Here is a 26,330-nt window from a genome sequence, read left to right on the forward strand (position 1 = left end):
AAGACGTCTTATCCGAAGCGTCCCGAGATGTAGTCCTCGGTCGCCTGGACGGACGGGTTGGCGAAGATCCGCTCGGTGTCGTCGATCTCGATGAGCTTGCCGGGCTGACCGACCGCCGCCAGGTTGAAGAAGGCCGTGCGGTCCGAGACGCGCGCCGCCTGCTGCATGTTGTGCGTCACGATGACGATCGTGAAGCGCTCCTTCAGCTCACCGATCAGGTCCTCGATCGCGAGCGTCGAGATCGGGTCGAGCGCCGAGCAGGGCTCGTCCATCAGCAGCACGTCGGGCTCGACCGCGATCGCGCGGGCGATGCACAGACGCTGCTGCTGACCGCCGGACAGACCCGAACCCGGCTTGTTGAGGCGGTCCTTGACCTCGTTCCAGAGGTTCGCGCCCTTGAGGGACTTCTCGACGATGTTGCTCAGCTCGGACTTCTTGTAGTTCCCGTTCAGTCGCAGCCCCGCCGCGACGTTGTCGAAGATCGACATCGTCGGGAACGGGTTCGGCCGCTGGAAGACCATGCCGACCGTGCGGCGCACCGCGACCGGGTCGACACCGGAGCCGTAGAGGTTCTCGTCGTCCAGCATCACCTTGCCCTCGACGCGGCCACCGGGGGTGACCTCGTGCATGCGGTTCAGGGTGCGCAGGAACGTGGACTTGCCGCAGCCGGACGGGCCGATGAAGGCCGTCACTGAGCGGGGCTCCACCGTCATCGAGATGTCCTCGATCGCTTTGTGGGAGCCGTAGTAGGCGGTCAGGCCGCTGACGTCGATTCGCTTGGCCATGTCACTTCACTTCCAGAATGCCCCGCGTCGGCGGAGCCGATGTCGTGGCCTCAGCGGCCGGTCTTCGGGGCCTTCCAGCGGGCGATGCCGCGGGCGACCAGGTTGAGCAGCATGACGAAGGCGATCAGCACCAGCGCGGCGCCCCAGGCGCGCGCGATCGAGGCGTCCGTGCCGACCGCGTACTGGTCGTACACGTACAGCGGCAGCGAGGACTGGGCGCCTTCGAAGGGGTTCGGGTTGATCAGCTTCGTACCGAACACGAGGAGCAGCACGGGGGCGGTCTCACCCGTGACACGCGCCACGGAGAGCATCACGCCGGTGGTGATGCCGCCGATCGCGGTGGGCAGGACCACTTTGACGATGGTCCGCCACTTCGGCACGCCGAGGGCGAGCGAGGCTTCGCGCAGCTCGTTCGGGACCAGCTTCAGCATCTCCTCGGTGGAGCGGACGACCACCGGCATCATCAGGATCGCGAGTGCGATGGCGCCGGCGAAGCCGGAGGGGCCGAAGCCGAGCATCTGGTTCCACGTGGCGAGGACGAACAGGCCCGCGACGATCGACGGGATACCGGTCATGACGTCGACGAAGAACGTGACGGCCTTCGCCAGCTTCCCGCGCCCGTACTCGACCAGGTAGATCGCGGTGAGCATGCCGATCGGGGCGGCGATCACAGTGGCGATCAGGACCTGCTCGACGGTGCCGAGCAGCGCGTGGTAGATGCCGCCGCCGGGCTGTGCGTCGAGCACGCCGTTCATCGAGTGGCTGAGGAAGTAGCCGTCGACGACCTCCATGCCCTTGCTGATGGTCACCCAGCCGAGGGAGAACAGCGGCACGACGGCCACGACGAAGCTGACCCAGACGACGCTGGTGGCGACGCGGTCCTTGGCCTGGCGGACGTTCTCCACCTTCGCCGTGATGACGTAGGTAGCGGCGACGAAGAGCAGCGCGGCGATCAGGCCCCACTGGACGCGGCTGTGCCAGCCGGCGCCCAGGCCGATGCCGCATCCCGCGGCGATCGAGCCGGCCGCGATGGCCGCCGGCGCCCAGCGCGGCATGCGCGCGTGCGACAGGGGGGCGGTGCGCACGGCGGGCGCCGGACGCGTGTCCTCAATGACCTGGCTCATGCGTTGGCCCCCGAGTACTCCTTGCGGCGGGCGATGATCGCGCGGGCCGCTCCGTTGACCAGCAGGGTGATGACGAAGAGGACGAGGCCGGAGGCGATCAGCGCGTCACGGCCGAACTCGTCCGCCTCGTTGAACTTCGCGGCGATGTTCTGCGCGAACGTGCCGCCGCCCGGGTCCAGCAGGTGCCCGGAGATGATGAAGCTGGGGGACAGGACGACGGCGACGGCCATCGTCTCGCCGAGCGCGCGGCCGAGGCCCAGCATGGAGGCGCTGATGATGCCGGAGCGGCCGAAGGGCAGCACCGACATGCGGATGACCTCCCAGCGAGTGGCGCCGAGGGCGAGGGCGGCCTCTTCGTGCATCTTCGGCACCTGGAGGAAGACCTCACGGGTGACGTTGGTGACGATCGGAAGGATCATGATGGCCAGCAGGACGCCCACCGTGAACAGGTTGCGGGCGACACCCTCGCCGGTCTTGTCGAAGATGTAGGTCCAGCCGAGGTACTCGTCGAGCCAGCTGTTCATGCCGTCGAGGTAGGGGACCAGGAAGATGGCGCCCCACAGGCCGTAGATGATGCTGGGGACGGCGGCGAGCAGGTCGACGACGTACGCGAGCGGGGCGGCGATCCGGCGCGGCGCGTAGTGCGAGATGAACAGCGCGATGCCGATCGCGACCGGCACGGCGATGACCATGGCGATGACCGAGCTCACGACCGTGCCGAAGGCCAGCACGGCGATGCCGAACACCGGCGGACTGCCGGCCGGGTTCCACTCGGAGGTGGTGAGGAAGTTCGCGTCGTCCTTCGAGATGGCGATGCCGGCGCGATACGCGAGGAATCCCGCGATCGCGGCCATGATCACCAGGAGGAAGACGCCCGCACCCCGGGACATGCCGAGGAAGATGCGGTCACCGGGGCGGAGCCCTCCTCGGGCGGTGCCCTCGGACGGCGGCGCGCCGGGCGGTGGGTTCTTGGTGGTGGTTGCTGTATCCATCTTCAGTCTCCGGTCTGCGGAGCCGTACGGCTCCAGGCGGCGGTGCACCGGATGCCGGGGCCGGCCCGCGGTGGCGGACCGGCCCCGGCCGGACGTCAGGCCAGGGTGGGAACGATCTCGCGGACCTTGGCCGCGATCTCGGCGGGCAGCGGCGCGTAGCCGGCCTCGGCGAGGACCTTCTGGCCCTCGTCGCTGACGGTGTAGTTGAGGAACGCCTTCAGGGTCGGCAGCGTCTCCGCCTTGTTGCCCTTGTCGCAGGCGATCTCGTACGTCACGAGGATGATCGGGTACGCGCCCTCGACCTTGGTCTTGTAGTCGAGGGACAGGGCCAGGTCGTTGCCGGTGCCCTTGATCTTGGCGGCGGCGATGGCCTTGGAGGCGTTCTCCGTCGTGGCCTCGACCGGGGCCGCGGCACCGGTGTTCAGCTTGACGGTGTCGATGGACTGCGAGGTCGCGTAGGACAGCTCGAAGTAGCCGATGGAGCCCTGGGTCTGCTTGACCTGGGCGGCGACGCCGGAGGAGCCGTTGGCGGCCTGGCCACCGGGGGCCAGCCACGACTTCGACTTCGGGTCGTGCTTCCAGTCGGCCGGGGCGGCCTCGCTGAGGTACTTGTGCAGGTTCTGGGTCGTACCGGACTCGTCCGAGCGGTGGAAGGCCTGGATCTCGGTGGCCGGGAGCTTCGCGTCGGGGTTGAGCGCGGCGATGGCCTTGTCGTTCCACTTGGTGATCTTCGAGTCGAAGATCTTCGCCAGGGTGGTGGAGTCGAGGACCAGGTTGTCCACGCCGTCCAGGTTGTAGCCGATCGCGACGGGGCCGCCGACCATCGGCAGGTTGATGCCCTGGCCGCCCTTGCAGATCTTCTTGGACTCCTCGACCTCCTCCGGCTTCAGCGCGGAGTCGGAGCCGGCGAAGGCGACCTGGCCCTGGTTGAACTTGGTGATGCCGCCGCCGGAGCCGATGGCCTGGTAGTTGACCTCGACGCCGGAGCAGGCGGCCTGGAAGTTCTTGACCCACAGGTCCATGGCGTTCTTCTGGGCGGTCGAGCCTGCCGCGAGGAGCTGGCCCTTGGCGTCGTCGCACTTGATGTTCGACGCAGCGCCGGTCTTCTCGCCGGAGCCGCCGGGCGCGGTGTTGTCGTCCGAACCACACGCCGTGAGGACCAGGGCGCCGGACAGGGCGAGGGCACCGAGCGCGGTGGCGCGAAGCCCGTTCTTGCGCTGAAGCTTCACTTTCGGGTGTTCCTTCCAGTTGCCGCGATCGTGTGCGGCGTGCGTCGGGGTGGGGGGCCGGCACTGCACCGGTCACCGTGTACGGCCGAAATTAGGCAGATCAGGTGAAGTGACCAACGGGGGAGAGTGAACGCAAGGTGAACCGTGTCCGGCGACCCGGTGCCGCTCCCGGGATTGGGCCGATCGCGGGCGTGGTCACGCCGGCGGCGTCGGGGGGCGGTGGCGCGAGGTGGGGGTCACGCGGTGTGCAGCGCCTGGAGCAGCGCGTCGACCAGCGTGCGGTCACGGGGCTGCGTGAGGCGCTCGCGCGCGGCGGCGGGCGGCAGCCAGACGATGCGGTCGACCTCGCGGCTGGCGGCGAAGGACCCCGAGCGGGCCTCGGCGGCCCAGTACGTGACGTGCTTGGGTCGCCCGCCGGCGATGTAGCGGACGGAGGGCAGCCGGGCCCCGGGGACGCACCGGTGGCCGGTCTCCTCCAGGACCTCGCGCAGGGCGGCGCCGAGGGCGTCCTCACCGCGCTTGAGCTTGCCCTTGGGGTGCGACCAGTCGTCGTACTTGGGCCGGTGGACGAGGCAGATCTCGATGTCGCCGTGTCCGTGCGGTGACCGGCGCCACAGCACGACGCCGGCGGCGAGCACCGTGCCGTCGTTCATGGCGCGCTGACCGTCACCGTGGCGTGCCGCCATTCCTGCTGGAAGGCGAACCTGGCGGCCTCGACCTCGTGCCGCTGGTCGGCGTGGAGCACACCGAGGGCGTACGCGGTGGCCGGTGCGATCCGGGGCGTGCGGGCGGCCGCCGCGGCGGCCTCGGACGCCTCGGCGGCGTCGCGGTGGTGGTCCAGCACCCGCCCGGCGTGGCACAGGACCGGCTCGGCGCCTGGGTGCAGTACCTCCTGGGCGTAGCGGTGCAGCCGCACCAGCCTGCGGACCTCGTGCCAGGGGGCGTCCTGCTCCTCGCCGGCAGTGGCGGTCGCGAGGCCGTTGACCAGGGCGTCCGCGTTGTACGGGTGGGCCGCGCGGCCCAGGGGGAGCTGGGCGACGGCGTCCAGCAGGCGACGCTCCGCGACCTCGGCGAGCAGGCCGAGCGTGTCGACGGCCGGGCCGGCGGCTGCGGGGGCCAGCGGGAGGTCGGAGGCCAGTAAGGCGACGGCGTCGGCGACGGCGTGGAACCGGGAGGAGCCGAGCGCCTGCAGCGCGGCGGAGTGCGCCCTCGTCCGGGCGAGGGTGAGCTGCCGCTCCAGCAGGGCGCCGGCCCGCGCGGCCCCGACGTTGAGCACGCCACCGCGCGCGGCCCCGGCGCCGCGCCCCGGGCTGCCGGGGCCGTTGGCCCCGGCCCCGTGACCTGCGCCGAGGTTGTCGTCGGCCGGGGATCCCTCGCCGCCTGCTGCGTCCCGCCCGGCGCGGCTGCCCGCGGCGCTCGACCCGGCGCTCCCTCCGTCGTTCACGCCGCGTGCGGCGGCGTCCGCTGTGCCCGACGCGGCCGTCGGAGCGGAGAGCATGGGCCCGGTGCCCGTGCCGCCTGGGCCGGAGGCCATGGCGCAGCGGCCGCCCGAGGCGGCGTGCAGCGGGGAGAGCTCCGTCCTCGTCGGCGGGAGCGGGGACGCGCCCGACAGGCGGGACAGGGCGTCCAGCAGGCGGGACAGGCGCGACGTGCAGGCGTGTTCCAGCGCCAGCGTCGAGGAGAGCCAGCCCAGCTCCGTCCGCAGGCCGTCCGCCCAGGCCGGGTCCACCAGCGGGCGGAAGGTGTACAGCGTCCCGCTGATCCGGCGCGACGCCGCCCGCAGGGCTCGCGCCGCCTCCGAGGCTCCCGCCGTGTCCGCACCGCTCTCGCCGTGCAGCCGCAGGCTGCGCAGGAAGTCCCCCGCCTGCGCGTGGAGGTAGTGGGCCACCGCCTCGCCCGCCGTGGCGGTGTCGCGGGAAAGTTCAGGGCTGTGCACGCCGGCGCCTCCGGGCGTCTATGAGCATCTCCTGTACGTGCCGCAGCGGCTGACCGTCGGAGTCCGTGGCGTGCCGGGTCCACGCGCCGTCCGGGCCGAGGTGCCAGGACGACGTGGTGTCGGACATGCCCGTCTCCAGCAGCCGGGTCAGGGCCGCGCGGTGGGCCGGGTCGGTGACCCGTACCAGTGCCTCGATACGGCGATCGAGGTTGCGGTGCATCATGTCGGCGCTTCCGAACCACACCTCCGGCTCGCCCCCGTTGCCGAAGGCGAAGACGCGGGAGTGCTCCAGGAAGCGGCCGAGTATCGAGCGCACCCGGACGTTCTCCGAGAGGCCCGCCACGCCGGGGCGGATCGCGCAGATGCCGCGTACCCAGATGTCGACCGGGACGCCGGCCGCCGCCGCCCGGTAGCAGGCGTCGATGATCGCCTCGTCCACCATGGAGTTGACCTTGATGCGGACATAGGCGGGGCGTCCGGCGCGGTGGTGGGTGATCTCCTTGTTGATCCGCGAGATCAGCCCGTCCCGCAGCGACTTGGGCGCGACCAGCAGCCTGCGGTAGGTCTCGCGGCGCGAGTAGCCGGAGAGCCGGTTGAAGAGGTCGGAGAGGTCCGCGCCGACCTGCGGGTCCGCGGTGAGCAGCCCCAGGTCCTCGTAGAGCCGGGCGGTCTTGGGGTGGTAGTTGCCGGTGCCGACGTGCGAGTAGCGCCGCAGCGTCTCGCCCTCCTGGCGTACGACGAGCGACAGCTTGCAGTGCGTCTTGAGGCCCACGAGCCCGTAGACGACATGGCAGCCGGCCTCCTCCAGTTTGCGCGCCCACTTGATGTTGGCCTGCTCGTCGAAGCGGGCCTTGATCTCGACGAGGACGAGGACCTGCTTGCCGGACTCGGCGGCGTCGATGAGCGCGTCGACGATCGGGGAGTCGCCGGAGGTGCGGTACAGCGTCTGCTTGATGGCGAGGACGTCGGGGTCGGCCGCGGCCTGCTCCAGGAAGGCCTGGACGGAGGTGGAGAACGAGTCGTACGGGTGGTGCAGCAGCACGTCCCGTTCGCGCAGGGCCATGAAGATGTCGGGCGCGGACGCGGACTCGACCTCGGCCAGGTCCCGGTGCGTGCCCGCGACGAACTTCGGGAACTTCAGCTCGGGCCGGTCCAGCGCCGAGATCCCGAACAGGCCGGTGAGGTCCAGCGGCCCGGGCAGCGGGTACACCTCGGCGTCGGAGACCTTCAGCTCGCGTACCAGCAGGTCGAGCACGTACGGGTCGATGGACTCCTCGACCTCCAGGCGGACCGGCGGGCCGAAGCGGCGCCGCATGAGCTCCTTCTCCAGGGCCTGGAGCAGGTTCTCGGCGTCGTCCTCCTCGACCTCCAGGTCCTCGTTCCGGGTCACCCGGAACATGTGGTGGGCGAGGACCTCCATGCCGGGGAACAGCTCTTCGAGGTGCGCCGCGATGACGTCCTCCAGCGGCACGTACCGCTGCGGGGAGGCCTCCAGGAAGCGCGAGAGGAGCGGCGGGACCTTGACCCGGGCGAAGTGGCGGTGGCCGCTGACCGGGTTGCGCACGACGACGGCGAGGTTCAGCGAGAGTCCCGAGATGTACGGGAAGGGGTGCGCGGGGTCCACGGCCAGCGGCGTGAGGACCGGGAAGATCTGCTGCCGGAAGAGGGTGAAGAGGCGGGCCTGCTCCTTCTCGGTGAGCTCGGGCCAGCGGATGAGGTGGATGCCCTCGTCCGCGAGTGCGGGGGCGACGTCCTGCTGGAAGCAGGCGGCGTGGCGCGCCATGATCTCGCGCGAGCGTGTCCAGATCAGGTCGAGGACCTCGCGGGGCTGGAGGCCCGAGGCCGAGCGGGTGGCGACGCCGGTGGCGATGCGGCGCTTCAGTCCGGCCACCCGGACCATGAAGAACTCGTCCAGGTTGGACGCGAAGATGGCGAGGAAGTTGGCCCGCTCCAGCAGGGGCGTGGCCGGGTCCTCGGCGAGTTCGAGGACGCGTTCGTTGAACGCGAGCCAGCTGCGCTCGCGGTCGAGGAACCGCCCCTGGGGCAGCTCGCCGGCGAGCATGTGCTCCGAGTCCTCGACGTAGGTGTCGAGATCCGCGTCGAGATCGGGTTCGAGATCGGAGACGGTGGCGGCGACGGTGTGCGGCCGGTGCGCGGCTATGGACGCGACGGACGGCTGGGGATGCTGGACCGGGACCTCGGCGGGCTGCTGGCTCATGGACCCATTCTTCCGCGCGGAAAGAGTCACCGGCGCGTCGGAGAGGGCCGGAGCGAGGGCTTTTCTCCCGTTGGGGGAGTCGGGCACAGCGGGCTGCATTGGCCGAGGGTCGCAAGGGTGTCTGAATGCCCGGTAACGACGACATGACGTGAGGGAAAGCGTGGCGGGGCCCCGGGGGGACGCGGGGGCCCCGCCAGGGCGTCAGCCGTGCCGCCGCCGGAAGATCCGGAACGCGGCCCAGGCCACGGCCGCGGCGAGGGCCAGGACGATGCCGGTCTCCACGAGCTGGAGCGGCCACAGGTGCGATGCCGGATGGTAGTCGTACCAGCGGCCGACGATGTCGCGCTCGGCGAGGCACGCCTCGCGGTCGAGGACGAGGCAGGTGTCGCCGCCGAGGCGTTCGCCGGACACGGTCAGCAGCCCGGTGTCGGTGAAGAACCAGTCCTCCGTCAAGGGGAACCGCTCCGGGTCCGACCTGCTGCCGCTCCTGGTCGTCCACAGCTTGTGCCACTGCGAGGACATGAGCATCAGGACGGCCCCGGTCGCGAGGCCCGCGACGGACATGGCGGCCAGCGTGCGGCGCACCAGCAGCCCGGTGAGCGCGCCCACCGCGACCGCGAGCAGGCCGTACGCGATCGCCGTGGGCCCGATGGCGAGGAAGACATGGCGCGAGTACCAGCGCAGGTGCGTGTTGGTGGACACCGGTTCCCAGGCCAGGCGGAAGACGCCGATCAGGGCGGCCATGAGGGCCGTGACGGTCACGGCGGGGACCGTCACCTTGGTCGCGAACCACCGCAGCGGCGTCACCGACTGCGACCAGGCCAGCTTGTACGTCCCGCTCTCCAGCTCCCGGGCGACCACCGGGCCCGCCACGGCGGCCGCGACCAGCAGCGGCAGCAGCATGGCGGCCAGGCCGGCGTACTCGACGATCACCAGGAGCGTGCTGCGTACATCGGAACGGGGGAACAGGTTGCGGTCGAAGTCGTCGGGCGGGGTCGCCTCGAACCAGATCCGCAGGCCCGCGGCGACGGCGGCGGACAGCACCAGTGCCCCGGCCGCGACGCCGAGGACGGTGCGGTGCTGGCGGACGACGACCCAGGCGGTGCCGCGCAGGATGCCGCCGGTGCCGGAGGACAGCGCACTCATGCCGCCACCGCCGCGTCCGTCGTCAGCAGGGCGGGGGCCTCGGGGGAGCGGAGATGGGCCATGAGCAGCTCCTCCAGGGAGGGGGTCGACGTCTGCCAGACGGGGGTGAGGGCGCCCTGCGGGCGTATCAGCGCGGTGAGCTGACGCCCTGTCGTACGAGACTCCACGACGGTGTGCGGCGCGAGGTCCGAGACGGGGCCGGTGAGGAGGGTGTGCGCGGCGAGCAGGTCCTCGGTGTCGCCGGCGAGGCGGATGCGGCCGCCGTCGACGAGCAGGACGTAGTCGCAGGTCGACTCCAGCTCGGACAGGATGTGTGAGGAGATCACGACTGTCGTGCCGTGCTCGGCGGCCTCGGCCATGAGGGTGCCCATGAGCCGGTGGCGCGCCAGGGGGTCGAGATCGGCCATCGGCTCGTCCAGCAGCATCAGTTCGGGGCGCTTGCCGAGCGCGAGGGCGAGCGCGACGCGGGTGCGCTGGCCGCCGGAGAGCGTACGGACACGGGTGCCGGCGCCGAGGCCGCCCTCCTCGACGATCCGCTCGGCGAGGGCCTGGTCCCAGCGGCCGGGGTTGAGTTCGCGGCCCAGGCGGAGGGTGTCGGCGACGGTCAGCTGGGGGTAGAGGGGTTTGTCCTGGGCGACGTACGCGATGTGGTCGCGCACGGCAGCGGGCTCGGCGCCGAGCACTCGCAGGGCGCCCTCGCCGGGGCGCGTGAGCCCCGCAGCCAGGGCGAGCAGGGTGGATTTCCCGGCGCCGTTGGGCCCGGCCAGGGCGCACACCCGCCCCGCGGGCACCCGGAACGAGCAGTCGCGCAGGGCCGGGCGGCCCTGTCTGCGGTACGTCTTGCCGAGGCCGTTCGCCTCGATCGCGGTCGCGGTCATGCGCCGTCCCCTTTGTGTCCGTACGGTTCCTCTTTCTCCAGCACGGAGGCGAGGAGCGCGGTGATGTCGTCCGTCTCCAGTCCCGTCGAGCGGGCCCGCGCGACCCAGTCGGCGAGCTCCGCGCGCAGCGGTGTGCCGGCCGCCTGGCCGCCGAGGGTCCGGGTCACGAAGGTGCCGAGGCCGCGGCGGGGCTCGACGAGTCCCTCGCGTTCGAGTTCGCGGTAGGCCTTGAGCACGGTGTTCGGGTTGATCGCCGTGGCCTCCACGACCTCGCGGGCCGTGGGCAGGCGGTCCCCCGGCCGCAGCAGTCCGAGGCGCAGGGCCTGTTTGGTCTGCTGGACGATCTGGAGATAGGTGGCGACGCCACTGCGCCGGTCGATGCGGAACTCGACCACGTCACTGCACCACCCTTTCACTAATTGAGTAGTGAAAGGGTGGTGCAAGAGAGGGGGCGGTGTCAATGACGCCGCCCCCTTCGCCCGTTGGCGGGCCGGATCAGGTCTCGGTGCGGTACATGAGATCCACCTCGTGGGTCACGAAGCCGAGTTGTTCGTACACCCGCAGCGCCGCCAGGTTGTCCGCGTCCACGTAGAGCATCGCCGTCGGCAGACCCTGGGCCGCGAGGTGGCGCAGGCCGGTCGCCGTGAGGGCCCTGCCGAGGCCGCCGCCCTGGGCGTCGGGGCTGATGCCGACGACGTAGACCTCGCCGAGCTGTTCCTCCGCGTGCACCTTCGTCCAGTGGAAGCCGACGATCCGGCCCTCCCGCTCGGCCAGGAAGAAGCCCTTGGGGTCGAACCACGGCTCGGCCTTGCGGTCGTCCAGGTCCCGCTGCGTCAGCGAGCCCTGCTCGGGGTGGTGGGCGAACGCCTCGGCGTTCACCGCGAGCCATTCGGCGTCGTCCTGCCCCGGCACGAAGGTCCGTACGGTGACACCCCGCGGGTAGGTCGGCTCGGGAATGCTCTGGGGGCCCAACGGGCGGCGCAACTGGCGCAGTTCGCGGAAGAGCGTCAGGCCGAGGACCTGCGCCATGTGCCGGGCCGCGGACTTCCCGCCGTGCGCCCACATCCGCAGCCGCTTGCCCGAGGCGTCGAGGAGCGTCGTCCCGAGGGCCCGTCCGTGGCCGCGCCCGCGGTGGCTCGGGTGGACGACGAGCTCGGCGGCCGGGGCCTCGACGGGGTCGGTGTCCTCCAGCTGCGCGTAGCCGACGAGCTGTCCCTCGACGGAGACCAGGAAGTGCTGCACGCCTTCCCGCCGGCCGCCGCGCAGCTGCAGCCGGCCCTGCTCGGACACGGCCTGCATCCCGTCCGACCGGGCGGCCTCGGCGAGCAGCTCGGACACGGCCTCGGCCTGCTCGGCGGTGAGTTCCTCCAGGGACTGGATCTGCCGGCCGGGCTCCGGAATCACTGCGTCGATCGTCATGTGTCGAGGGTACGGCGGTGGGTGGCACCGCGGGCAGCGTCCGCCACCGGATGTGTCACCCGACGGGGGCGGGCTCCGGCCGCGTGGCCGAGTCATGCACCCGAGCGGGGGTGCCGCAGAGTGCGGCTACGCCGTCGGAGTGACGCGGCCCGCCGAGGCGTGCGCCCCCGCGAGGGCCTCCCCGCCTCACCCCGAGCCGGGACGCGCCGCACGGGCGGGTGCGGATACCCCCGCCGCGCCCCACCCGCGATGCACCGGCCTGAGGCGAGACGCCCCGCCCGCGGCAGCCCCGCCCGCCGATGCGCCCACCCGCGACGTGCCGCCGATGTGCCCCGCATTGGAGGGGCATGGCGGGCCAGACGGTCAATTCGACCGGTACGTCCGGTTCCTGAGTGATGGCAACCAGGTCGTAACCCGTATCCCCCTGTCGCGCTACGCGCGTTGACTCTAGGCTGCCGCTCGCCCCTCTCTCCCCGTTTGACCTGACAAGGAGACAGATGTCAGCGACACCACCCCATCACTGCGCGGACAGGCGGACCCGGCGCGTGCTCGTCGCCGCCGCCGGCCTGGCCACGGTCGGCGCGCTCGCGGCCGCGCTGCCGGCCGGCGCCACCGGCGCCGACCGGCAGGGCTCCGGTCACCACCCGCGGACCGTCGATGTGCAGCTGCTCTCCTTCAACGACCTGCACGGCAACCTGGAGCCGCCGGCCGGCTCCGCGGGCACCGTCTCCGAGAAGCAGGCCGACGGCACGGTCAAGACGATCCCGGCCGGTGGTGTCGAGTACCTCGCGACCTCGCTGCGCACCGCGCGCCAGGGCAACCCGTACTCCGTCACCGCCGCCGCCGGCGACCTGGTGGGCGCGAGCCCGCTGCTGTCGGGTCTCTTCCACGACGAGCCGACCGTCGAGGCGCTCAACAAGCTGGACCTCGACGTGGCGGGCGTGGGCAACCACGAGTTCGACGAGGGCGCCGTCGAGCTGGCCCGCCTGCAGAACGGCGGCTGCCACCCGACCGACGGCTGCTTCGAGGAGGGCAAGGAGTTCGAGGGCGCCGACTTCCCCTACCTCGCGGCGAACGTCACCAAGGAGTCGACGGGCAAGCCGATCCTGAAGCCGTACACGGTCTGGAAGAAGAACGGCGTCAAGATCGGCTTCATCGGGGTGACCCTGGAGGGCACGCCGGACATCGTCAGCGCGAACGGCATCAAGGGCCTGAAGTTCCACGACGAGATCGAGACGGTCAACAAGTACGCCCGTGAGCTGGACCGCAAGGGCGTGAAGTCGATCGTCGCGCTCATCCACGAGGGCGGCTCGCCCGCCTCCACCTCGTACAACTACGACTGCGACTCGCCGGGCGCGGGCGACGGCATCTCGGGCCCGATCGTCGACATCGCCAAGGGCATCACGCCCAAGGTCGACGCCCTGGTCACCGGCCACACCCACCAGGCGTACGTGTGCACGGTCCCGGACCCGGCCGGCAAGCCGCGCATGGTCACCTCGGCGTCCTCGTACGGCAAGCTCTACACGGACACCACGCTCACCTACGACCGGTGGACCGGCGACATCGTCCGTACGTCGGTGAAGTCGGCGAACCACATCGTCAGCCGTGACCAGGCCAAGGCCCAGGACATGACGGACCTGATCACGCGCTGGAACAAGCTGGCCGCCCCGATCGCGAACCGCCCCCAGGGCTTCATCTCCGCCGACATCAACGGCCGCGGCGCGACCACCCCGGAGAAGCCGCTCGGCGACCTGATCGCGGACGCGCAGCTGGCGGGCCTCGCGCCGGCCGACAAGGGCGGCGCCCAGCTGGCGCTGATGAACCCGGGCGGTATCCGCTCCGACCTGGTCCACAAGGCGTCGGGCAGCGAGGGCGACGGTGTGGTGACGTACGGCGAGGCCTTCACGGTCCAGCCGTTCACCAACATGATGAATGTCGTGGACCTGACCGGCGCGCAGCTGATCACCGCGCTCCAGCAGCAGGTCAGCGGCCCGAACGAGGCGTCGCCGAAGATCCTCCAGGTCTCGAAGGGCTTCACCTACACCCTGGATCTGACGAAGACCGGCACCGACCGGGTCGTCGTGGGCTCGGTGAAGCTCAACGGCGAGGCGATCGACCCGGCGAAGACGTACCCGGTCGCGATGAACGAGTTCCTCGCGGGCGGCGGTGACGGCTTCACGGTCCTCAAGGAGCACACCAACAAGCTGGTGGGCGCCTCCGACCTGGACGTCTTCAACGCCTACCTGGCGGCCAACTCCTCGGCGTCCGCGCCGATCGCGCCGCCGGCGGCGGACCGCATCACGGTCGTCCGGTAAGCGGTCGGTGCCGGACGACGGGGCGGCGGGCCGGGGGCCCGCCGCCCCACCGTCGTTTCCGCGGGCACTTTCCGGCCGGTCCAGACCTTTGGGCGGAGCGAGGCGTCCGGACCCTGGCGCGTCTTGTCGTGAACGCGTCATACTCCCGGCCATGGACCGACGGAGATTTCTCGCGGGCGCGGCGGCCTTCTCCGCCGCCGCCCTCATCGGCGCCCCCCACGCCGCCGCCGCACCGCGCCGCACCCTGTCCGCGCAGGACTGGATGGCCGGTGCCGCCGACTCGACTCCCCTCCAGCGCCTGACGATTCCCGGCACCCACGACTCGGGCGCCCGGTTCGGCGGGCTGTGGACGGAGTGCCAGAACACGACCGTCGCGGAGCAACTGAACAGCGGCATCCGCTTCCTCGACGTACGGTGCCGGGTGACCGGCGGCTCGTTCGCCATCCATCACGGGCCGTACTACCAGAACCTGATGTTCGGCGACATCCTCATCGCCTGCCGCGACTTCCTCGCCGCGCACCCGTCCGAGACGGTGCTGATGCGCGTCAAGCAGGAGTACTCCGAGGAGAGCGGCGCGACCTTCCGCGCGGTCTTCGACGACTACCTCGACCGCCGGGGCTGGCGGTCGCTGTTCCGCATCGGCGACGGCATTCCCGCGCTCGGCCATGCGCGCGGCAGGGTCGTCCTCCTCGGCGACAACGGCGGCCTGCCCGGAGTGCGGTACGCGGACGGCGCGCTCTTCGACATCCAGGACGACTGGAACGCCGCCCCGAACGCCAAGTACCCGAAGATCGAGGCGCATTTCCGCAAGGCCGTGGAGCAGCCGGGGAAGCTGTTCGTCAACTACGTCAGCACGGCGGCCTACCTGCCACCGCGCTGGAACTCCGACAACCTCAACCCGCGCGTCCACGCCTTCCTCGACGGCTCGGTGGCGGGCGGCTGGCGCGGGCTGGGAATCGTCCCCATGGACTTCCCCAACACCCGCGCGGGACTGGTCGACTCCCTCATCCGCCACAACGGCTGACGGGGCAGCGGGACCGCCGCGGCGGCCGTCGCCCTACTGAACGGTGGACGGCGGCGGCGTCGCGGCGCCCGGCAGGCGGATCACCGCGCGCGTTCCGCCGCCCTCCGCCGCGGCGAGCGCCACCTCGCCGCCCGCCTGCTGGACGGTACGGGCCACGATCGACAGCCCGAGACCCGAGCCCGGCAGCGACCGCGCCGACGGCGAGCGCCAGAACCGCTCGAAGACGTGCGGCAGTTCCTCCCGCGGGATGCCGGGCCCGTGGTCCCGGACGGTCAGTTCGCCGTCCCGCAGGCGCACCTCGATCGCGCCGCCCGGCGGCGAGAACTTCACGGCGTTGTCCAGGACGTTGACCAGTGCCCGTTCCAGGGCGGCCTGGTCACCGCGTACGTACCAGGGCCGGACGTCGGCCTCGAAGCTCAGCTCCGGTCCGCGCAGCCGGGCCCGCTCCAGCGCGCCGTCGACGATCTCGTGCAGCGCCACGACCTGCACCTGGCGGCCGTGGGCCGCGCTGTCCGGGCGGGACAGCTCCTGCAGGTCGCCGATCAGCGACGCCAGTTCCGTCATCTGCGCCTTGACCGAAGCGAGCAGGGCCCGGCGGTCGTCCGGCGGGATCGCGCGTCCCGTGTCCTCACTGCGGGCGAGCAGTTCGATGTTCGTCCGCAGCGAGGTCAGCGGCGTGCGCAGCTCGTGACCGGCATCGGCGATGAGCTGCTGCTGGAGGTCGCGCGACGAGGCGAGCGCGGCGGTCATCGCGTTGAACGAGCGCGACAGCCGGGCGATCTCGTCGTTCCCGTCGATCGGGATGCGCACGCTCAGGTCCTCGGTGCGCGCCACGTGCTCGACGGCGCCGGTCAGCCGGTCCACGGGCGCGAGCCCGGTGCGCGCGACCCACAGCCCGGCCGCGCCCGCGCCGAACACCCCGATGCCGGAGACGACGAGCAGCAGCAGGGCCAGCTCGCGCAGCGTGTTCTCGGTCTCCGCGAGCGGGAACGCGTACATGACGGCCGTGTCCCGGACCACCCCGCCGCCCGGCGGGGCCGCGACGGCCGCGACGGTCAGCACCCGCACCGACCGGCCTTCCGTGTCCGTGCCGTTGCGGTACGCCTCGATCGCCGGGTCCCCGGCCCGCGCCACGTCCCGGTCGGCCGCGGTGACGCGGACCGTGCCGGCGTAGTTCCTGGCGAAGACGCACGGCCGGTCGTCGTCGGTGCGCGCGAGCTGGAAGTAGTAGTCGGACCTCGGCCCCTGGAAATCGGCCGGGTCGGTGGCCTTGCGGGCGCAGTTGCTCAGCGTGGTGGCGATGTCGATGGCCCGCAGCGGCGTGTTCTCGTTCGCCGAGTGCAGCTTGCCGTCCACCTCGTCGTACAGCTTGCCGCGCACGACGAACCAGCACACGGTGGAGACGACAGCGACCGCCGCCGCGACCGCCGTCGCCACCAGCAGCGCGAGCCGGGAGCGCAGCGGCAGGGCACGGAAGCGTGCGATCACTCCGGGCCGCCCGATCGCAGGACGTAGCCCACGCCGCGCACGGTGTGCACGAGCCGCGGCTCACCGGCCGCCTCCGTCTTGCGCCGCAGATACATCACGTACACGTCCAGCGAGTTGGAACTGGGCTCGAAGTCGAAGCCCCAGACGGACTTCAGGATCTGCTCACGGGTGAGGACCTGGCGCGGATGGGCCAGGAACAGTTCGAGCAGGGTGAACTCGGTACGGGTCAGCTCGACGCGGCGGGTGCCGCGGGTGACCTCCCGGGTCGCGAGGTCCATGCGCAGATCGGCGAACGACAGCACGTCCTCGTCCCCCGCGGCCTCGGCCGCAGCAGCGTATGCGCTGCGGCGCAGCAGGGCGCGGATACGGGCGAACAGCTCGTCCAGCTCGAACGGCTTGACCAGGTAGTCGTCGGCGCCCGCGTCCAGGCCGGTGACGCGGTCGCCGACCGTGTCGCGAGCCGTCAGCATCAGGATCGGCACCCGGGACCCGGCGGACCGCAGTCGGCGGGCCGCGGTCAGGCCGTCCATCCGGGGCATCTGGATGTCGAGGACGACGAGATCGGGGGCGTACGCCTCCGCCTTGGCGAGCGCGTCGACGCCGTCGACGGCGACCTCGGTGCCGTACCCCTCGAAGGCGAGGGAGCGCTGCAGCGCCTCGCGCACGGCGGGCTCGTCGTCGACGATGAGGATGCGGTCGCCTTCAGTCATGGATCCAGCCTCGCACGCGATCAGTTGTCCCCGCCGGAGCGCAGATCGTCCAGGTCGGCCTTGACCGTGTCGATGGGGATCGCGAAGCCGAGCCCGACGCTGCCCGCGGTGGAGCCGGTGGCGGAACTGGGCGAGTACATGGCCGAGTTGATGCCGATGACCTCGCCGTTCATGTCGATGAGCGCGCCTCCGGAGTTGCCGGGGTTGAGGGAGGCGTCGGTCTGGATCGCCTTGTAGGTGGTCCTGGAGTCGCCGGTGTCGCCGTTGAACTGCTGCCCGCCGAACTCGAAGGGCCAGTTCTCACGGGGGTCCTGCCCGCCCTGGTCCTCCTCCTTGGAGACCGTCACGTCACGGTCGAGCGCGGAGACGATGCCGCTGGTGACGGTGCCGGTCAGGCCCTCGGGGGAGCCGATCGCGACGACCTCGTCGCCGACCTTCACGCTGCTGGAGTCCCCGAGGGCGGCGGCTTTGAGGCCCTTGGCGCCGTTCAGCTCGATGAGGGCGAGGTCCTTGTCGGGGTCGGCGCCGACGATGTCGGCGGTGTACGTCCTGCCGTCGCTGAGACGCACCTTGATCGTCTCGGCGCCGGAGACGACGTGGTTGTTGGTGACGATCTCGCCGCCGGAGGTGATGATCACGCCGGAGCCGGTGGACCGCCCGGAGGCGGAGGCGGCGTTGATCTCGACGATGCTGGGCGAGACGGCCTGGGCGACGCCGGCGACGGTGCCCTTGCTGCTCTGCGAGACGTTGGTGCCGGAGGCGACGGAGCCGCCGACGGTGCCGCTGTCGCCGTCGCCGAACCGGTCGACGAGGGCGGAGGCGCCGCCGCCGATGGCCGCCGCGACGATGGCGACGGCGGCGACGAGCGCGACGGGCCGCTTGGCCCGGTCCGCCCGATGCGCCGCCGCACCGGGCGGGAGCGGGGGCAGGGGCGGTGACGGCGGGTAGGCGCCGAGGTGGTGGGTGTGGTGGGTTCCCTCGTCGCCGGTTCGGCGGTGGTGATCGCTCATGGAAACGACTGTCGTGGCCGGAGATGAGAGAAGTCTGAGGCGCCGCTGAGAAGCCCGACAGAAGGGTGTATGCCCGATATAAGCGTCGCGGCCCTTTGCCGGGGACTCGGCTCCGGACCCCGGGCGGGTTGCGGCCCTGACGGGCGGCAGCTCCGCGCCGCCCCTTGCCCTGCGCCATGGGGCACGGCGATACCTTCGGCCCCGCGGGCGTTGGCGTGGCGCTCGCGGGGGCAGCGTCGCCGGGAGCAACACCAGCCCCGCTGGGGCACCACCCACGGCCGCCAGGCCGTAAGGGGAGGTGGAGGCGGGGTCCGGGGCGGCGCCCCGCCAGGCGCAGCGCCCTCGCGGGCGCGGTCACGGCCTGCGTGACCGCGCGCCCACGTCGGGCGTGCGTCACGTCGAGCATGCAGTCACCACAGGGCGGCGCGCGCCGCCCTGTCAGGCGTTGCAGCCGCAGGAGCGGCGGATCACCAGGCCCGACGGGAACAGCTTCACCCGCTCGCGACGCGAGCCCCCCACCCGCAGGCCGTCGTCCAGGACCAGGTCCACCGCCGCACGGGCCATCGCGGGCCGGTCCGAGGAGATCGTCGTCAGCGGCGGATCCGTGAGCGCCGCTTCCTTCACGTCGTCGAAGCCCGCCACCGCCAGCTCGCCCGGCACGTCTATCCGCAGCTCTCGCGCCGCCCGCAGCACGCCGAAGGCCTGGTCGTCCGTCGAGCAGAAGATCGCCGGGGGCCGGTCGGGCCCGGACAGGATCTTCAGCGCGATCTGGTAGGCGTCGTAGCGGTTGTACGGCGCCTCGAAGAGCCGGCCGTCGATCGAGCGCCCGGACTCCTTCATCGCCCGGCGCCAGCCCTCGACGTGGTCGGCGACCGGGTCGCCGACCGCCGGGGTGTTCGGGACGCCGCCGAGACAGGCGACGTACTCGTGGCCGTGCTCCAGCAGGTGCCGGGTCGCGAGCTGCGCGCCGCCGACGTCGTCCGTGACGACCGCGACGTCGTCGATCGCCTCGGGCCGCTCGTGCAGCAGCACGACCCGTGCGTCCCACGCCTCGATCTCGGCCGCGGCCCGCTCGCTCATGCCCTGGCTGACCAGGATCAGTCCCGAGACGCGCATGCCGAGGAACGCCCGCAGATAGTGGACCTCGCGCTCGTCGCGGTAGTCCGAATTGCCGACGAGCACCATTTTTCCGCGCTCGGCGGCAGCCTGTTCCACCGCGTGCGCCATTTCGGCGAAGAACGGCTGCCGGGCGTCCGGCACGATCATGCCTATGAGATCCGTCCGTCGCGAGGCCATCGCCTGCGCGACCCGGTCGGGCCGGTACCCCAGCTCCTTGATCGCTGCGAGAACCCGCTCGCGCGTGGCCGGGGCGACCGGCCGGGGTCCGTTGTTGATGACGTAGCTGACGACGGCGGTCGAAGTACCCGCCAGTCGCGCAACGTCGTCCCGCGTCACCTTGGCCACGGCGCGAAGTCTACGCGGGGTGACCTACCTCTGGGCAGGGCGTACGGCCGCTTCCTCGATCACAGGAGGTTCGTCCGAGTGGGTGACGGCCGCCGACGTCTTCGCCTTGGCCTCCTCCGCGGCCCGTTCCACCTTCTCCGGGGCGACGAAGCGGTAGCCCACGTTCCGTACGGTTCCGATGAGGGACTCGTGCTCGGGGCCGAGCTTGGCGCGCAGCCGCCGTACGTGGACGTCGACCGTGCGCGTACCGCCGAAGTAGTCGTAGCCCCAGACCTCCTGGAGCAGCTGGGCGCGGGTGAAGACCCGGCCGGGGTGCTGGGCGAGGTACTTCAGCAGCTCGAACTCCTTGAAGGTCAGGTCCAGGACCCTGCCCTTCAGCTTCGCGCTGTAGGTCGCCTCGTCCACCGACAGGTCGCCGTTGCGGATTTCCATGGGGGAGTCGTCGGCAGTGATCTGCTGGCGGCCCATCGCGAGCCGCAGCCGCGCCTCGACCTCGGCCGGTCCGGCGGTGTCGAGCAGGACGTCGTCGATGCCCCAGTCGGCGGTGACGGCGGCGAGGCCGCCCTCGGTGACGACCAGGACGAGCGGGCAGCCGGGCCCGGTGGAGCGCAGCAGCTGGCACAGCGACCGCACCTGCGGCAGATCGCGGCGGCCGTCGACGAGGATGACGTCGGCGCCGGGGGTGTCGACGAGGGCCGGGCCCTCGGCGGGGGCCACCCGTACGTTGTGCAGCAGCAGTCCGAGGGCGGGGAGAACCTCCGTCGACGGCTGGAGGGCATTGGTCAGGAGCAGCAGAGAGCTCATCGGATTCCACCCGTCCGGATCGTCGTGCGGTGCATGTCTTCGGATCGGTGTTCGGATCGGTGCTCGGTTCGCTCGTCCATGACGTCGGTTCCTCCTCGGTCCCTGCGAGGACGCCTGCGGCACTGCTTCGTACGGCGGCTCTCTCGCGCCCGAGAGCCTTTGTGAGCTTGTGTTCACCTTGCTGTAACAACGGCCGGAAAACACAAAAGGACCCGGGGGCGGCATTGCCCGGATCCTCTGCCCAGCAGAATAGCCCACATGAGTTGCGCGGAAGAGGGCCGATTTCACACTGTGGACGTGTCCTCGATCTCTCGCGGCCCCCGGCGCGCAATATTGCGGGCTCTCGACGGCGTCCCGATCGAGGCGTTCCACGAGCCGTGCTCGGCCGGTCCGGCCGCGACGGCGATCGTCGTCGCCCACGGCTTCACGGGCTCCGTGGCCCGACCCGCGCTGCGGCGTGCGGCCGGCGTCTTCGCGCGGCGGGCAGGTGTGGTGACGTTCTCGTTCCGGGGGCACGGCCGCTCCGGAGGGCGCTCCACCGTCGGCGACCGCGAGGTGCTCGATCTGGCCGCCGCGGTGGAGTGGGCCCGCTCGCTCGGCTACGCCAGGGTGGTGACGGTCGGGTTCTCCATGGGGGGCTCCGTCGTCCTGCGCCACGCGGCCGTGCAGAAGCGCGAGGGGCGCACGGAAGCACGGACCGATGCGGTGGCCGCCGTGAGCGCCCCCGCGCGCTGGTACTACCGGGGTACGGCCCCGATGCGCCGCCTCCACTGGGTTGTCACGCGCCCGGTCGGCCGGCTGGTGGGCCGCTACGGCTTCCGCACCCGTATCCACCACCGCGACTGGGACCCGGTTCCCCTCTCGCCGGTCGAGTCGGTGCCGCTGATCGCGCCGACCCCGTTGCTCATCGTCCACGGCGACAGCGATCCCTATTTCCCGCTCGACCATCCGCGCATGCTGGCCGCGGCCGCCGCAGGCTCGGCCGAGCTGTGGCTGGAAGCGGGCATGGGCCACGCCGAGAACGCCGCGGACGAGGCGCTGCTCGTCCGCCTCGCGGACTGGCTGGTCGCCGCATGACCCATGATGGAGGGCGGCGCGACACGAATGAGAGGAGTGCCGCTATGGCAGCGGGAACCATCCGCTATTGGGCCGCGGCCAAGGCGGCGGCCGGCGTCGCGGAGGAGCCGTACGCCGCGAAGACGCTCGCCGAGGCGCTCGACGCGGTACGCGAACGGCACCCGGGCGAGCTGACGCGGGTACTCCGTCGGTGTTCGTTCCTCGTCGACGGTGACCCCGTCGGGACCCGGAGCCATGAGACCGTACGCCTTGCCGAGGGCGGCACGGTCGAGGTGCTCCCGCCGTTCGCAGGAGGGTGAACCGCACAGAATGAGCAGCGATCAGCAGTATCCGTCCGGCTCCTACGAGCCGTACCGGCAGCAGCAGCCGGAGCCGTACCCGGCACAGCAGGACGCGTACGGGCAGCAGCCCTACCCGGACGCGGGCGCCACGCAGACCTGGCAGGGCGACACCTGGGACACCCAGTACCAGCCGGTGATGCAGCCCGCTGCCGCGGCCGGCACGGCCTTCCTGCCGCCGCCGCCCGCCGAGGCGGCCGCTCCGCTGCCGCCCGAGTCCCCTGCGGCGCCGGCCGGCATGAGCCACGGCGCGCCCGGGGACGCTCCACAGCCGCGGCTCACTGAAGCCCAGCGGGCCCGTGCCGAAGGCCGCTCGCCGATCATCGCGCCCGGTCTGCAGCCCGCCGGGCTGACCGCCCTGCTGGGTCTGCTGCTCGCGGGCGGCGCCGCCCTCGGCACGTACGGGCTGCTCGTCCCCCTCGTGCTGCTCCAGGCGGTCACCGCGGCGGGCTGGTTCCGGCTGAACGGGATGTGGCCCGCGCGGCAGGGCATCGCCCTGGCCTTCGCGGGCGGCCTCGTCGCCGACGCCGCGCTGCTCGCGGTGGGCCGGGGGAGCGCCCCGGCCGCGATCATCGGCACGCTCGGCGTGTGGGTGCTGCTCACGCTCGTCCTGCAGCTGCGCAGCCTCGCGAGCGCGGACGAGCGCATGGCCGGGCTGATGGCGACGGTCGCCTCGGCCGCGCTGGCGATCCTCGCCACGGGATTCCTCGCGGCGGACGCCGACGCGGTGACGATCGCCGCGATCGCCGTCGCCGTGGCCGTCGTCGCCCGTGCGCTGCCGCTGCCGGGCGTGGTCTCCGTCGTGGTCGCGCTGCTCGCGGCCACCGGAGCGGGCATCGCCGCGGGCGGGCTGACGAGTGCGGGATCCGGGGGCGCGTTGCTCGGGTGCGCGGCCGGTGCCTGCGCGCTGATCGGGCTGCGGGTTGCGAGCTACGACTACCCGTCCCGCTTCGTGCACATGACGGCGGGCGTGGCGCTGCCGCTGACGGCCGCGGCTCCCGTGGTGTATCTCCTCGGCCGCGCACTGGTCTGAGCGGGCGCCGGCCCGGCGGTCTCGGTGCGCGACGCAGGCCCGGTACGGAACCAATGCCGGGCCCCGGACGTCGATCATTGAGCAGACGGCGTCGTCCGGACCGATTCACGCCCGCGGGCGGCCGGGGGCCGACAGGACAGGGCCAGGACAAGGTGGGGGACTCCGAGCAATGCGTGCACTGCGGATACTGCTGATCGTCGGCGTGATCCTCGGCGGCCTCTTCGTCGCCGCCGACCGGCTGGCGGTCAACCTGGCCGAGTCCGAGGCGGCGGACAGGATCAAGAGCAGTCAGGGGCTGTCCACGACGCCCGAGGTGTCCATCGGCGGCTTCCCGTTCCTCACCCAGGTGCTGGGCAGGGAGCTGGACGAGGTCGACGTGAGCCTCTCCGGCATCACCGCCACCGCGGGCGGCCGCGAGGTCAACGTCACCGAGGTGAAGGCCGAGTTGCGCCAGGTGCGCGTCGACGGGAGCTTCTCCTCCGCCACCGCCGGCCGGGCCGACGGGTCGGCCCGCATCTCGTACGCGGACCTGAGCGAGGCGGCCCCCAGGGGCGCCGCTGTCGCATACGCCGGTCCCGAGCGGGCCGCGAAGGGGCAGGTCAAGGTGACCGGTCCGCTGACCGGGCTGCTGGAGGGCGCGGGCGTCCCGGTGCCCGACACGCTGAAGGCGCTGCTCGGCGACCGTCAGGTCAGCACGTACAGCACGGTCGGCCTGAGTGACGGGACCACGGTGCGGCTGAAGGCGCAGGAGCTGCCGCGGCTGCCCGTCCCGGGCTTCGACGACAAGCTGCGCGAGGCCGTGGACTACGACCTGAAGATCGACGGGCTGCCGTCGAGCATCACCCTCGACAAGGTCGCGGTGACGGACGAGGGGCTGCGGTTCTCGGGCACCGGCAAGGACGTGGCGCTGACCGGCTGAGTCCGGTCGGAGGGGCAGGACCGACGCGCCGGACGGGTCGGCGGCCGCATGGTGAGACGGCCGCGTCCGAGGGGCAGGAGAGGCTGGCGCGAGCCTCGTCGGCGACGGGGCGGGCGCACGTTCCCGGAGCCATCTGTCCCGCATAGTGGACGATCGCGTCTCACCATACGACACGCCGGTGACATGGCAGCCGACTCGTCCCTACGATCGGTCCCATGAAGCAGCGACAGGCGGATCTCACGAAGCGGCGGGCAGTAGACCTGTGCCGCGTCGCCGCCATGCTCTGTCGCACTGTCTGAGCGGGCCCCGACTCCCGTATCCCTCAGGCCCTTCGACCTCTGTCAGGGCCGCCGTGCTGATCCACGCGCCTTCCGCGTACCCGCACACCTCTCGCGCACAACCCTCGCGCACCACCGCCGCACACTGCCCCGGAGGAGAAGAAGCATGAGCCGCAGCGACGTCCTGGTAGACGCCGACTGGGTCGAGGCCCACATCGACGACCCGAAGGTCGTCATCGTCGAGGTCGACGAGGACACCTCGGCCTACGACAAGAACCACATCAAGAACGCGGTCCGCATCGACTGGACCAAGGACCTGCAGGACCCGGTCCGCCGTGACTTCATCGACCAGGAGGGCTTCGAGAAGCTCCTGTCGGCGAAGGGGATCGCGAACGACTCCACGGTCGTCCTCTACGGCGGCAACAACAACTGGTTCGCGTCCTACGCCTTCTGGTACTTCAAGCTCTACGGCCACAGCGACGTCCGTCTCCTCGACGGCGGCCGCAAGAAGTGGGAGCTCGACTCCCGCGACCTGGTCGACGGTTCCCAGGTGCCCGCCCGCCCGGCCACCGAGTACAAGGCCCAGCCGCAGGACGCGTCCATCCGCGCCTTCCGTGACGACGTCGTCGCCGCGATCGGCAGCCAGAACCTCGTCGACGTGCGGTCGCCCGACGAGTTCAGCGGCAAGCTGCTCGCCCCGGCGCACCTCCCGCAGGAGCAGTCGCAGCGCCCCGGCCACGTGCCGAGCGCCCGCAACATCCCGTGGTCGAAGAACGCCAACGACGACGGCACCTTCAAGTCGGACGAGGAGCTCCGCGAGCTCTACGCCGAGGAGCAGGTCGACCTGGCGAAGGACACCATCGCCTACTGCCGTATCGGTGAGCGTTCCGCGCTGACCTGGTTCGTGCTGCACGAGCTGCTCGGTGTCGAGAACGTCAAGAACTACGACGGTTCCTGGACCGAGTACGGCTCCCTCGTGGGCGTGCCGATCGAGCTCGGCGCCAACAAGTAATCCGCCCCGACCCGACCCATAAGAAGGACGAAAGACATGTGTGGAGCGAAGGCCGGCGGCCCCGACGCCTCGACGATCAAGCCCGGTGAGACCACCATCCAGGGCCAGGTGACCCGCGACGGCGAGCCCGTCACCGGCTACGTGCGCCTGCTGGACTCGACCGGCGAGTTCACCGCCGAGGTCCCGACCTCGGCGACCGGACAGTTCCGTTTCTACGCGGCCGAGGGCACGTGGACCGTGCGCGCCTTGGTCCCGGGCGCCACGGCGGACCGTACCGTCGTCGCGCAGACCGGCGGACTCTCCGAGGTCGCGATCGCCGTCTGATCGCCGACTGACCGGCCGAAGGGCCGCACCTCCTGGGGGTTGGACGCTTACCGGGAAAGAGGTGCGGCCCTTCGGTCGTACGCTGAAGACATGTACGCGCGACGGCGTCGCACCTACTTGCTGATGATGGGCGGATGCCTCGTCCTGTTCGTCTCCGCCTGGGCCGTCGTGCGGCTGTGGTCGGTCCCGGTGGCCGTCGGCATGTGCCTCGTCGCCATGGTCGTCCCGCCGGTCGCGGCGGTGATCGCCAACCGGCGGGGCCCGGACGACCGCTGGTGGGACGACCCGTCCGGGGACCCTCAGTCCGACGAATGGTGGGACGAGATCGACGGTAAGCGCAGACCGCGTCAGTAGACGAGGGACTGCACGTCGTCCTGCACGGCCTCGCTGACGAAGACCTGCGCGCCCGCGATCCGTACGCCCTCCAGCACGTCCTTCTCCGTGATCTCGCGCCGGGCCGCGCACTGGGTGCACAGGGTGACGCGCCCGCCGGCCAGGATCGACTCGAGCAGATCGGGCAGCGGCGCGGCGTGCGGCAGTTCGAACTCGGCCGCGCGCCCGGGCAGGGCGAACCACGAGGACTCACCGGTCAGCCAGAGCGAGACCTCGACCCCACTGGCCACGGCGACGGCCGCCACGGTGAAGGCCTGGGAGCAGCGTTCGGGTGCGTCGGCACCTGCGGTCACCTTGATCACGAGCTTCTTCGCCATATGCCGAACTGTAATCCGCCGACGGGCAACCTCACGCGTCACCTGTGTGTCAGGTACATGCGCGGATAACGGAATCCGTGCTTCATTTCTCGTGGGG

The 26,330-nt window shown here is 71.6% G+C and carries 27 protein-coding genes; 10 read left to right on the top strand and 17 right to left on the bottom strand.

The window, feature by feature from the left end; all coding sequences use genetic code 11:
- Positions 1-8: 8 nt before the first annotated feature.
- From pstB to mshD, 11 genes are all read right to left on the bottom strand, one after another.
- Positions 9-785 (bottom strand): phosphate ABC transporter ATP-binding protein PstB, encoded by a 777-nt coding sequence (gene pstB / locus HW130_RS15800; protein ID WP_177150211.1) that lies wholly within the window; start codon positions 783-785, stop codon positions 9-11.
- 50 nt (positions 786-835) lie between these two features.
- Positions 836-1,909, bottom strand: a complete 1,074-nt coding sequence (pstA, locus tag HW130_RS15805; RefSeq protein WP_177150212.1) for a phosphate ABC transporter permease PstA — start codon at positions 1,907-1,909, stop codon at positions 836-838.
- Positions 1,906-2,901 (bottom strand): phosphate ABC transporter permease subunit PstC, encoded by a 996-nt coding sequence (gene pstC, locus HW130_RS15810; RefSeq protein ID WP_177150213.1) that lies wholly within the window; start codon positions 2,899-2,901, stop codon positions 1,906-1,908. The genes pstA and pstC overlap by 4 nt, the downstream gene beginning before the upstream one ends.
- 95 nt (positions 2,902-2,996) lie before the next feature.
- On the bottom strand, positions 2,997-4,130 hold the full coding sequence (gene pstS, locus HW130_RS15815; protein ID WP_177150214.1) for a phosphate ABC transporter substrate-binding protein PstS: 1,134 nt from the start codon (positions 4,128-4,130) through the stop codon (positions 2,997-2,999).
- Positions 4,131-4,366: 236 nt separating this feature from the next.
- Positions 4,367-4,783, bottom strand: a complete 417-nt coding sequence (locus HW130_RS15820; protein ID WP_177150215.1) for an NUDIX hydrolase — start codon at positions 4,781-4,783, stop codon at positions 4,367-4,369.
- Complete coding sequence (locus HW130_RS15825) at positions 4,780-6,066, bottom strand: CHAD domain-containing protein (protein ID WP_177150216.1); 1,287 nt, start codon at positions 6,064-6,066, stop codon at positions 4,780-4,782. Before HW130_RS15825 ends, HW130_RS15820 begins: the two co-directional genes overlap by 4 nt.
- Positions 6,053-8,284, bottom strand: coding sequence for an RNA degradosome polyphosphate kinase (locus tag HW130_RS15830; protein WP_177150217.1), 2,232 nt, complete (start codon positions 8,282-8,284; stop codon positions 6,053-6,055). Before HW130_RS15830 ends, HW130_RS15825 begins: the two co-directional genes overlap by 14 nt.
- Positions 8,285-8,485: 201 nt before the next feature.
- Entirely contained in the window at positions 8,486-9,430 is a 945-nt protein-coding gene (locus HW130_RS15835; protein ID WP_177150218.1) for an ABC transporter permease, read from the bottom strand.
- Entirely contained in the window at positions 9,427-10,308 is an 882-nt protein-coding gene (locus HW130_RS15840; protein ID WP_177150219.1) for an ABC transporter ATP-binding protein, read from the bottom strand. Before HW130_RS15840 ends, HW130_RS15835 begins: the two co-directional genes overlap by 4 nt.
- A complete protein-coding gene (locus tag HW130_RS15845) occupies positions 10,305-10,703 on the bottom strand; it encodes a GntR family transcriptional regulator (protein ID WP_177150220.1) in 399 nt (132 codons plus the stop codon). Before HW130_RS15845 ends, HW130_RS15840 begins: the two co-directional genes overlap by 4 nt.
- A gap of 100 nt (positions 10,704-10,803) precedes the next feature.
- Positions 10,804-11,727, bottom strand: a complete 924-nt coding sequence (gene mshD, locus HW130_RS15850) for a mycothiol synthase (RefSeq protein ID WP_177150221.1) — start codon at positions 11,725-11,727, stop codon at positions 10,804-10,806.
- 497 nt (positions 11,728-12,224) lie between these two features.
- Between mshD and HW130_RS15855 the strand changes: the two genes are divergently transcribed.
- Together HW130_RS15855 and HW130_RS15860 are read left to right on the top strand one after the other, a co-directional pair.
- Positions 12,225-14,042 carry a bifunctional UDP-sugar hydrolase/5'-nucleotidase gene (locus tag HW130_RS15855; protein ID WP_177150222.1) on the top strand — a complete coding sequence of 606 codons (1,818 nt, stop codon included), beginning with the start codon at positions 12,225-12,227 and terminating at the stop codon, positions 14,040-14,042.
- 151 nt (positions 14,043-14,193) lie between these two features.
- Complete coding sequence (locus HW130_RS15860) at positions 14,194-15,066, top strand: phosphatidylinositol-specific phospholipase C (protein WP_177150223.1); 873 nt, start codon at positions 14,194-14,196, stop codon at positions 15,064-15,066.
- Between the two features lie 33 nt (positions 15,067-15,099).
- Here HW130_RS15860 and HW130_RS15865 read toward each other — a convergent pair whose 3' ends face one another.
- The 5 genes from HW130_RS15865 to HW130_RS15885 form a co-directional block, all read right to left on the bottom strand.
- Positions 15,100-16,554 carry a cell wall metabolism sensor histidine kinase WalK gene (locus tag HW130_RS15865; protein WP_177150224.1) on the bottom strand — a complete coding sequence of 485 codons (1,455 nt, stop codon included), beginning with the start codon at positions 16,552-16,554 and terminating at the stop codon, positions 15,100-15,102.
- Entirely contained in the window at positions 16,551-17,264 is a 714-nt protein-coding gene (locus HW130_RS15870; protein WP_177150225.1) for a response regulator transcription factor, read from the bottom strand. The genes HW130_RS15865 and HW130_RS15870 overlap by 4 nt, the downstream gene beginning before the upstream one ends.
- A 20-nt stretch (positions 17,265-17,284) precedes the next feature.
- Positions 17,285-18,274, bottom strand: coding sequence for a S1C family serine protease (locus HW130_RS15875; RefSeq protein ID WP_177150226.1), 990 nt, complete (start codon positions 18,272-18,274; stop codon positions 17,285-17,287).
- 438 nt (positions 18,275-18,712) lie between these two features.
- Complete coding sequence (locus HW130_RS15880) at positions 18,713-19,738, bottom strand: LacI family DNA-binding transcriptional regulator (RefSeq protein ID WP_177150227.1); 1,026 nt, start codon at positions 19,736-19,738, stop codon at positions 18,713-18,715.
- Between the two features lie 24 nt (positions 19,739-19,762).
- A complete protein-coding gene (locus HW130_RS15885; protein WP_177150228.1) occupies positions 19,763-20,542 on the bottom strand; it encodes a response regulator transcription factor in 780 nt (259 codons plus the stop codon).
- A 258-nt stretch (positions 20,543-20,800) separates the two neighbouring features.
- Here HW130_RS15885 and HW130_RS15890 point away from each other — a divergent pair, with 258 nt between their 5' ends.
- The 8 genes from HW130_RS15890 (at position 20,801) to HW130_RS15920 (ending at position 25,877) form a co-directional block, all read left to right on the top strand.
- On the top strand, positions 20,801-21,619 hold the full coding sequence (locus HW130_RS15890) for an alpha/beta hydrolase (protein WP_177150229.1): 819 nt from the start codon (positions 20,801-20,803) through the stop codon (positions 21,617-21,619).
- Positions 21,620-21,663: 44 nt separating this feature from the next.
- Positions 21,664-21,918: a MoaD/ThiS family protein gene (locus HW130_RS15895; protein WP_177150230.1), complete on the top strand. Its 255-nt coding sequence runs from the start codon at positions 21,664-21,666 to the stop codon at positions 21,916-21,918.
- A gap of 10 nt (positions 21,919-21,928) precedes the next feature.
- Positions 21,929-22,990 (top strand): hypothetical protein, encoded by a 1,062-nt coding sequence (locus HW130_RS15900; protein ID WP_177150231.1) that lies wholly within the window; start codon positions 21,929-21,931, stop codon positions 22,988-22,990.
- Between the two features lie 169 nt (positions 22,991-23,159).
- Positions 23,160-23,909, top strand: a complete 750-nt coding sequence (locus HW130_RS15905) for a DUF2993 domain-containing protein (protein ID WP_177150232.1) — start codon at positions 23,160-23,162, stop codon at positions 23,907-23,909.
- Between the two features lie 215 nt (positions 23,910-24,124).
- On the top strand, positions 24,125-24,208 hold the full coding sequence (locus HW130_RS36985) for a putative leader peptide (protein WP_355648638.1): 84 nt from the start codon (positions 24,125-24,127) through the stop codon (positions 24,206-24,208).
- Positions 24,209-24,353: 145 nt separating this feature from the next.
- Positions 24,354-25,199 (top strand): sulfurtransferase, encoded by an 846-nt coding sequence (locus tag HW130_RS15910; protein WP_177150233.1) that lies wholly within the window; start codon positions 24,354-24,356, stop codon positions 25,197-25,199.
- 36 nt (positions 25,200-25,235) lie between these two features.
- Entirely contained in the window at positions 25,236-25,523 is a 288-nt protein-coding gene (locus tag HW130_RS15915) for a DUF1416 domain-containing protein (protein WP_017945923.1), read from the top strand.
- 39 nt (positions 25,524-25,562) lie between these two features.
- A complete protein-coding gene (locus HW130_RS15920; protein ID WP_177150234.1) occupies positions 25,563-25,877 on the top strand; it encodes a DUF3099 domain-containing protein in 315 nt (104 codons plus the stop codon).
- Here HW130_RS15920 and HW130_RS15925 read toward each other — a convergent pair.
- Entirely contained in the window at positions 25,871-26,233 is a 363-nt protein-coding gene (locus tag HW130_RS15925) for a DsrE family protein (protein ID WP_177150235.1), read from the bottom strand. The two genes, HW130_RS15920 and HW130_RS15925, sit on opposite strands and share 7 nt — an antisense overlap.
- Between the last annotated feature and the right edge of the window lie 97 nt (positions 26,234-26,330).

Origin of the sequence: Streptomyces sp. PKU-EA00015 (assembly GCF_013387495.1) — a bacterium.
In the GTDB taxonomy this organism is placed as follows: domain Bacteria; phylum Actinomycetota; class Actinomycetes; order Streptomycetales; family Streptomycetaceae; genus Streptomyces.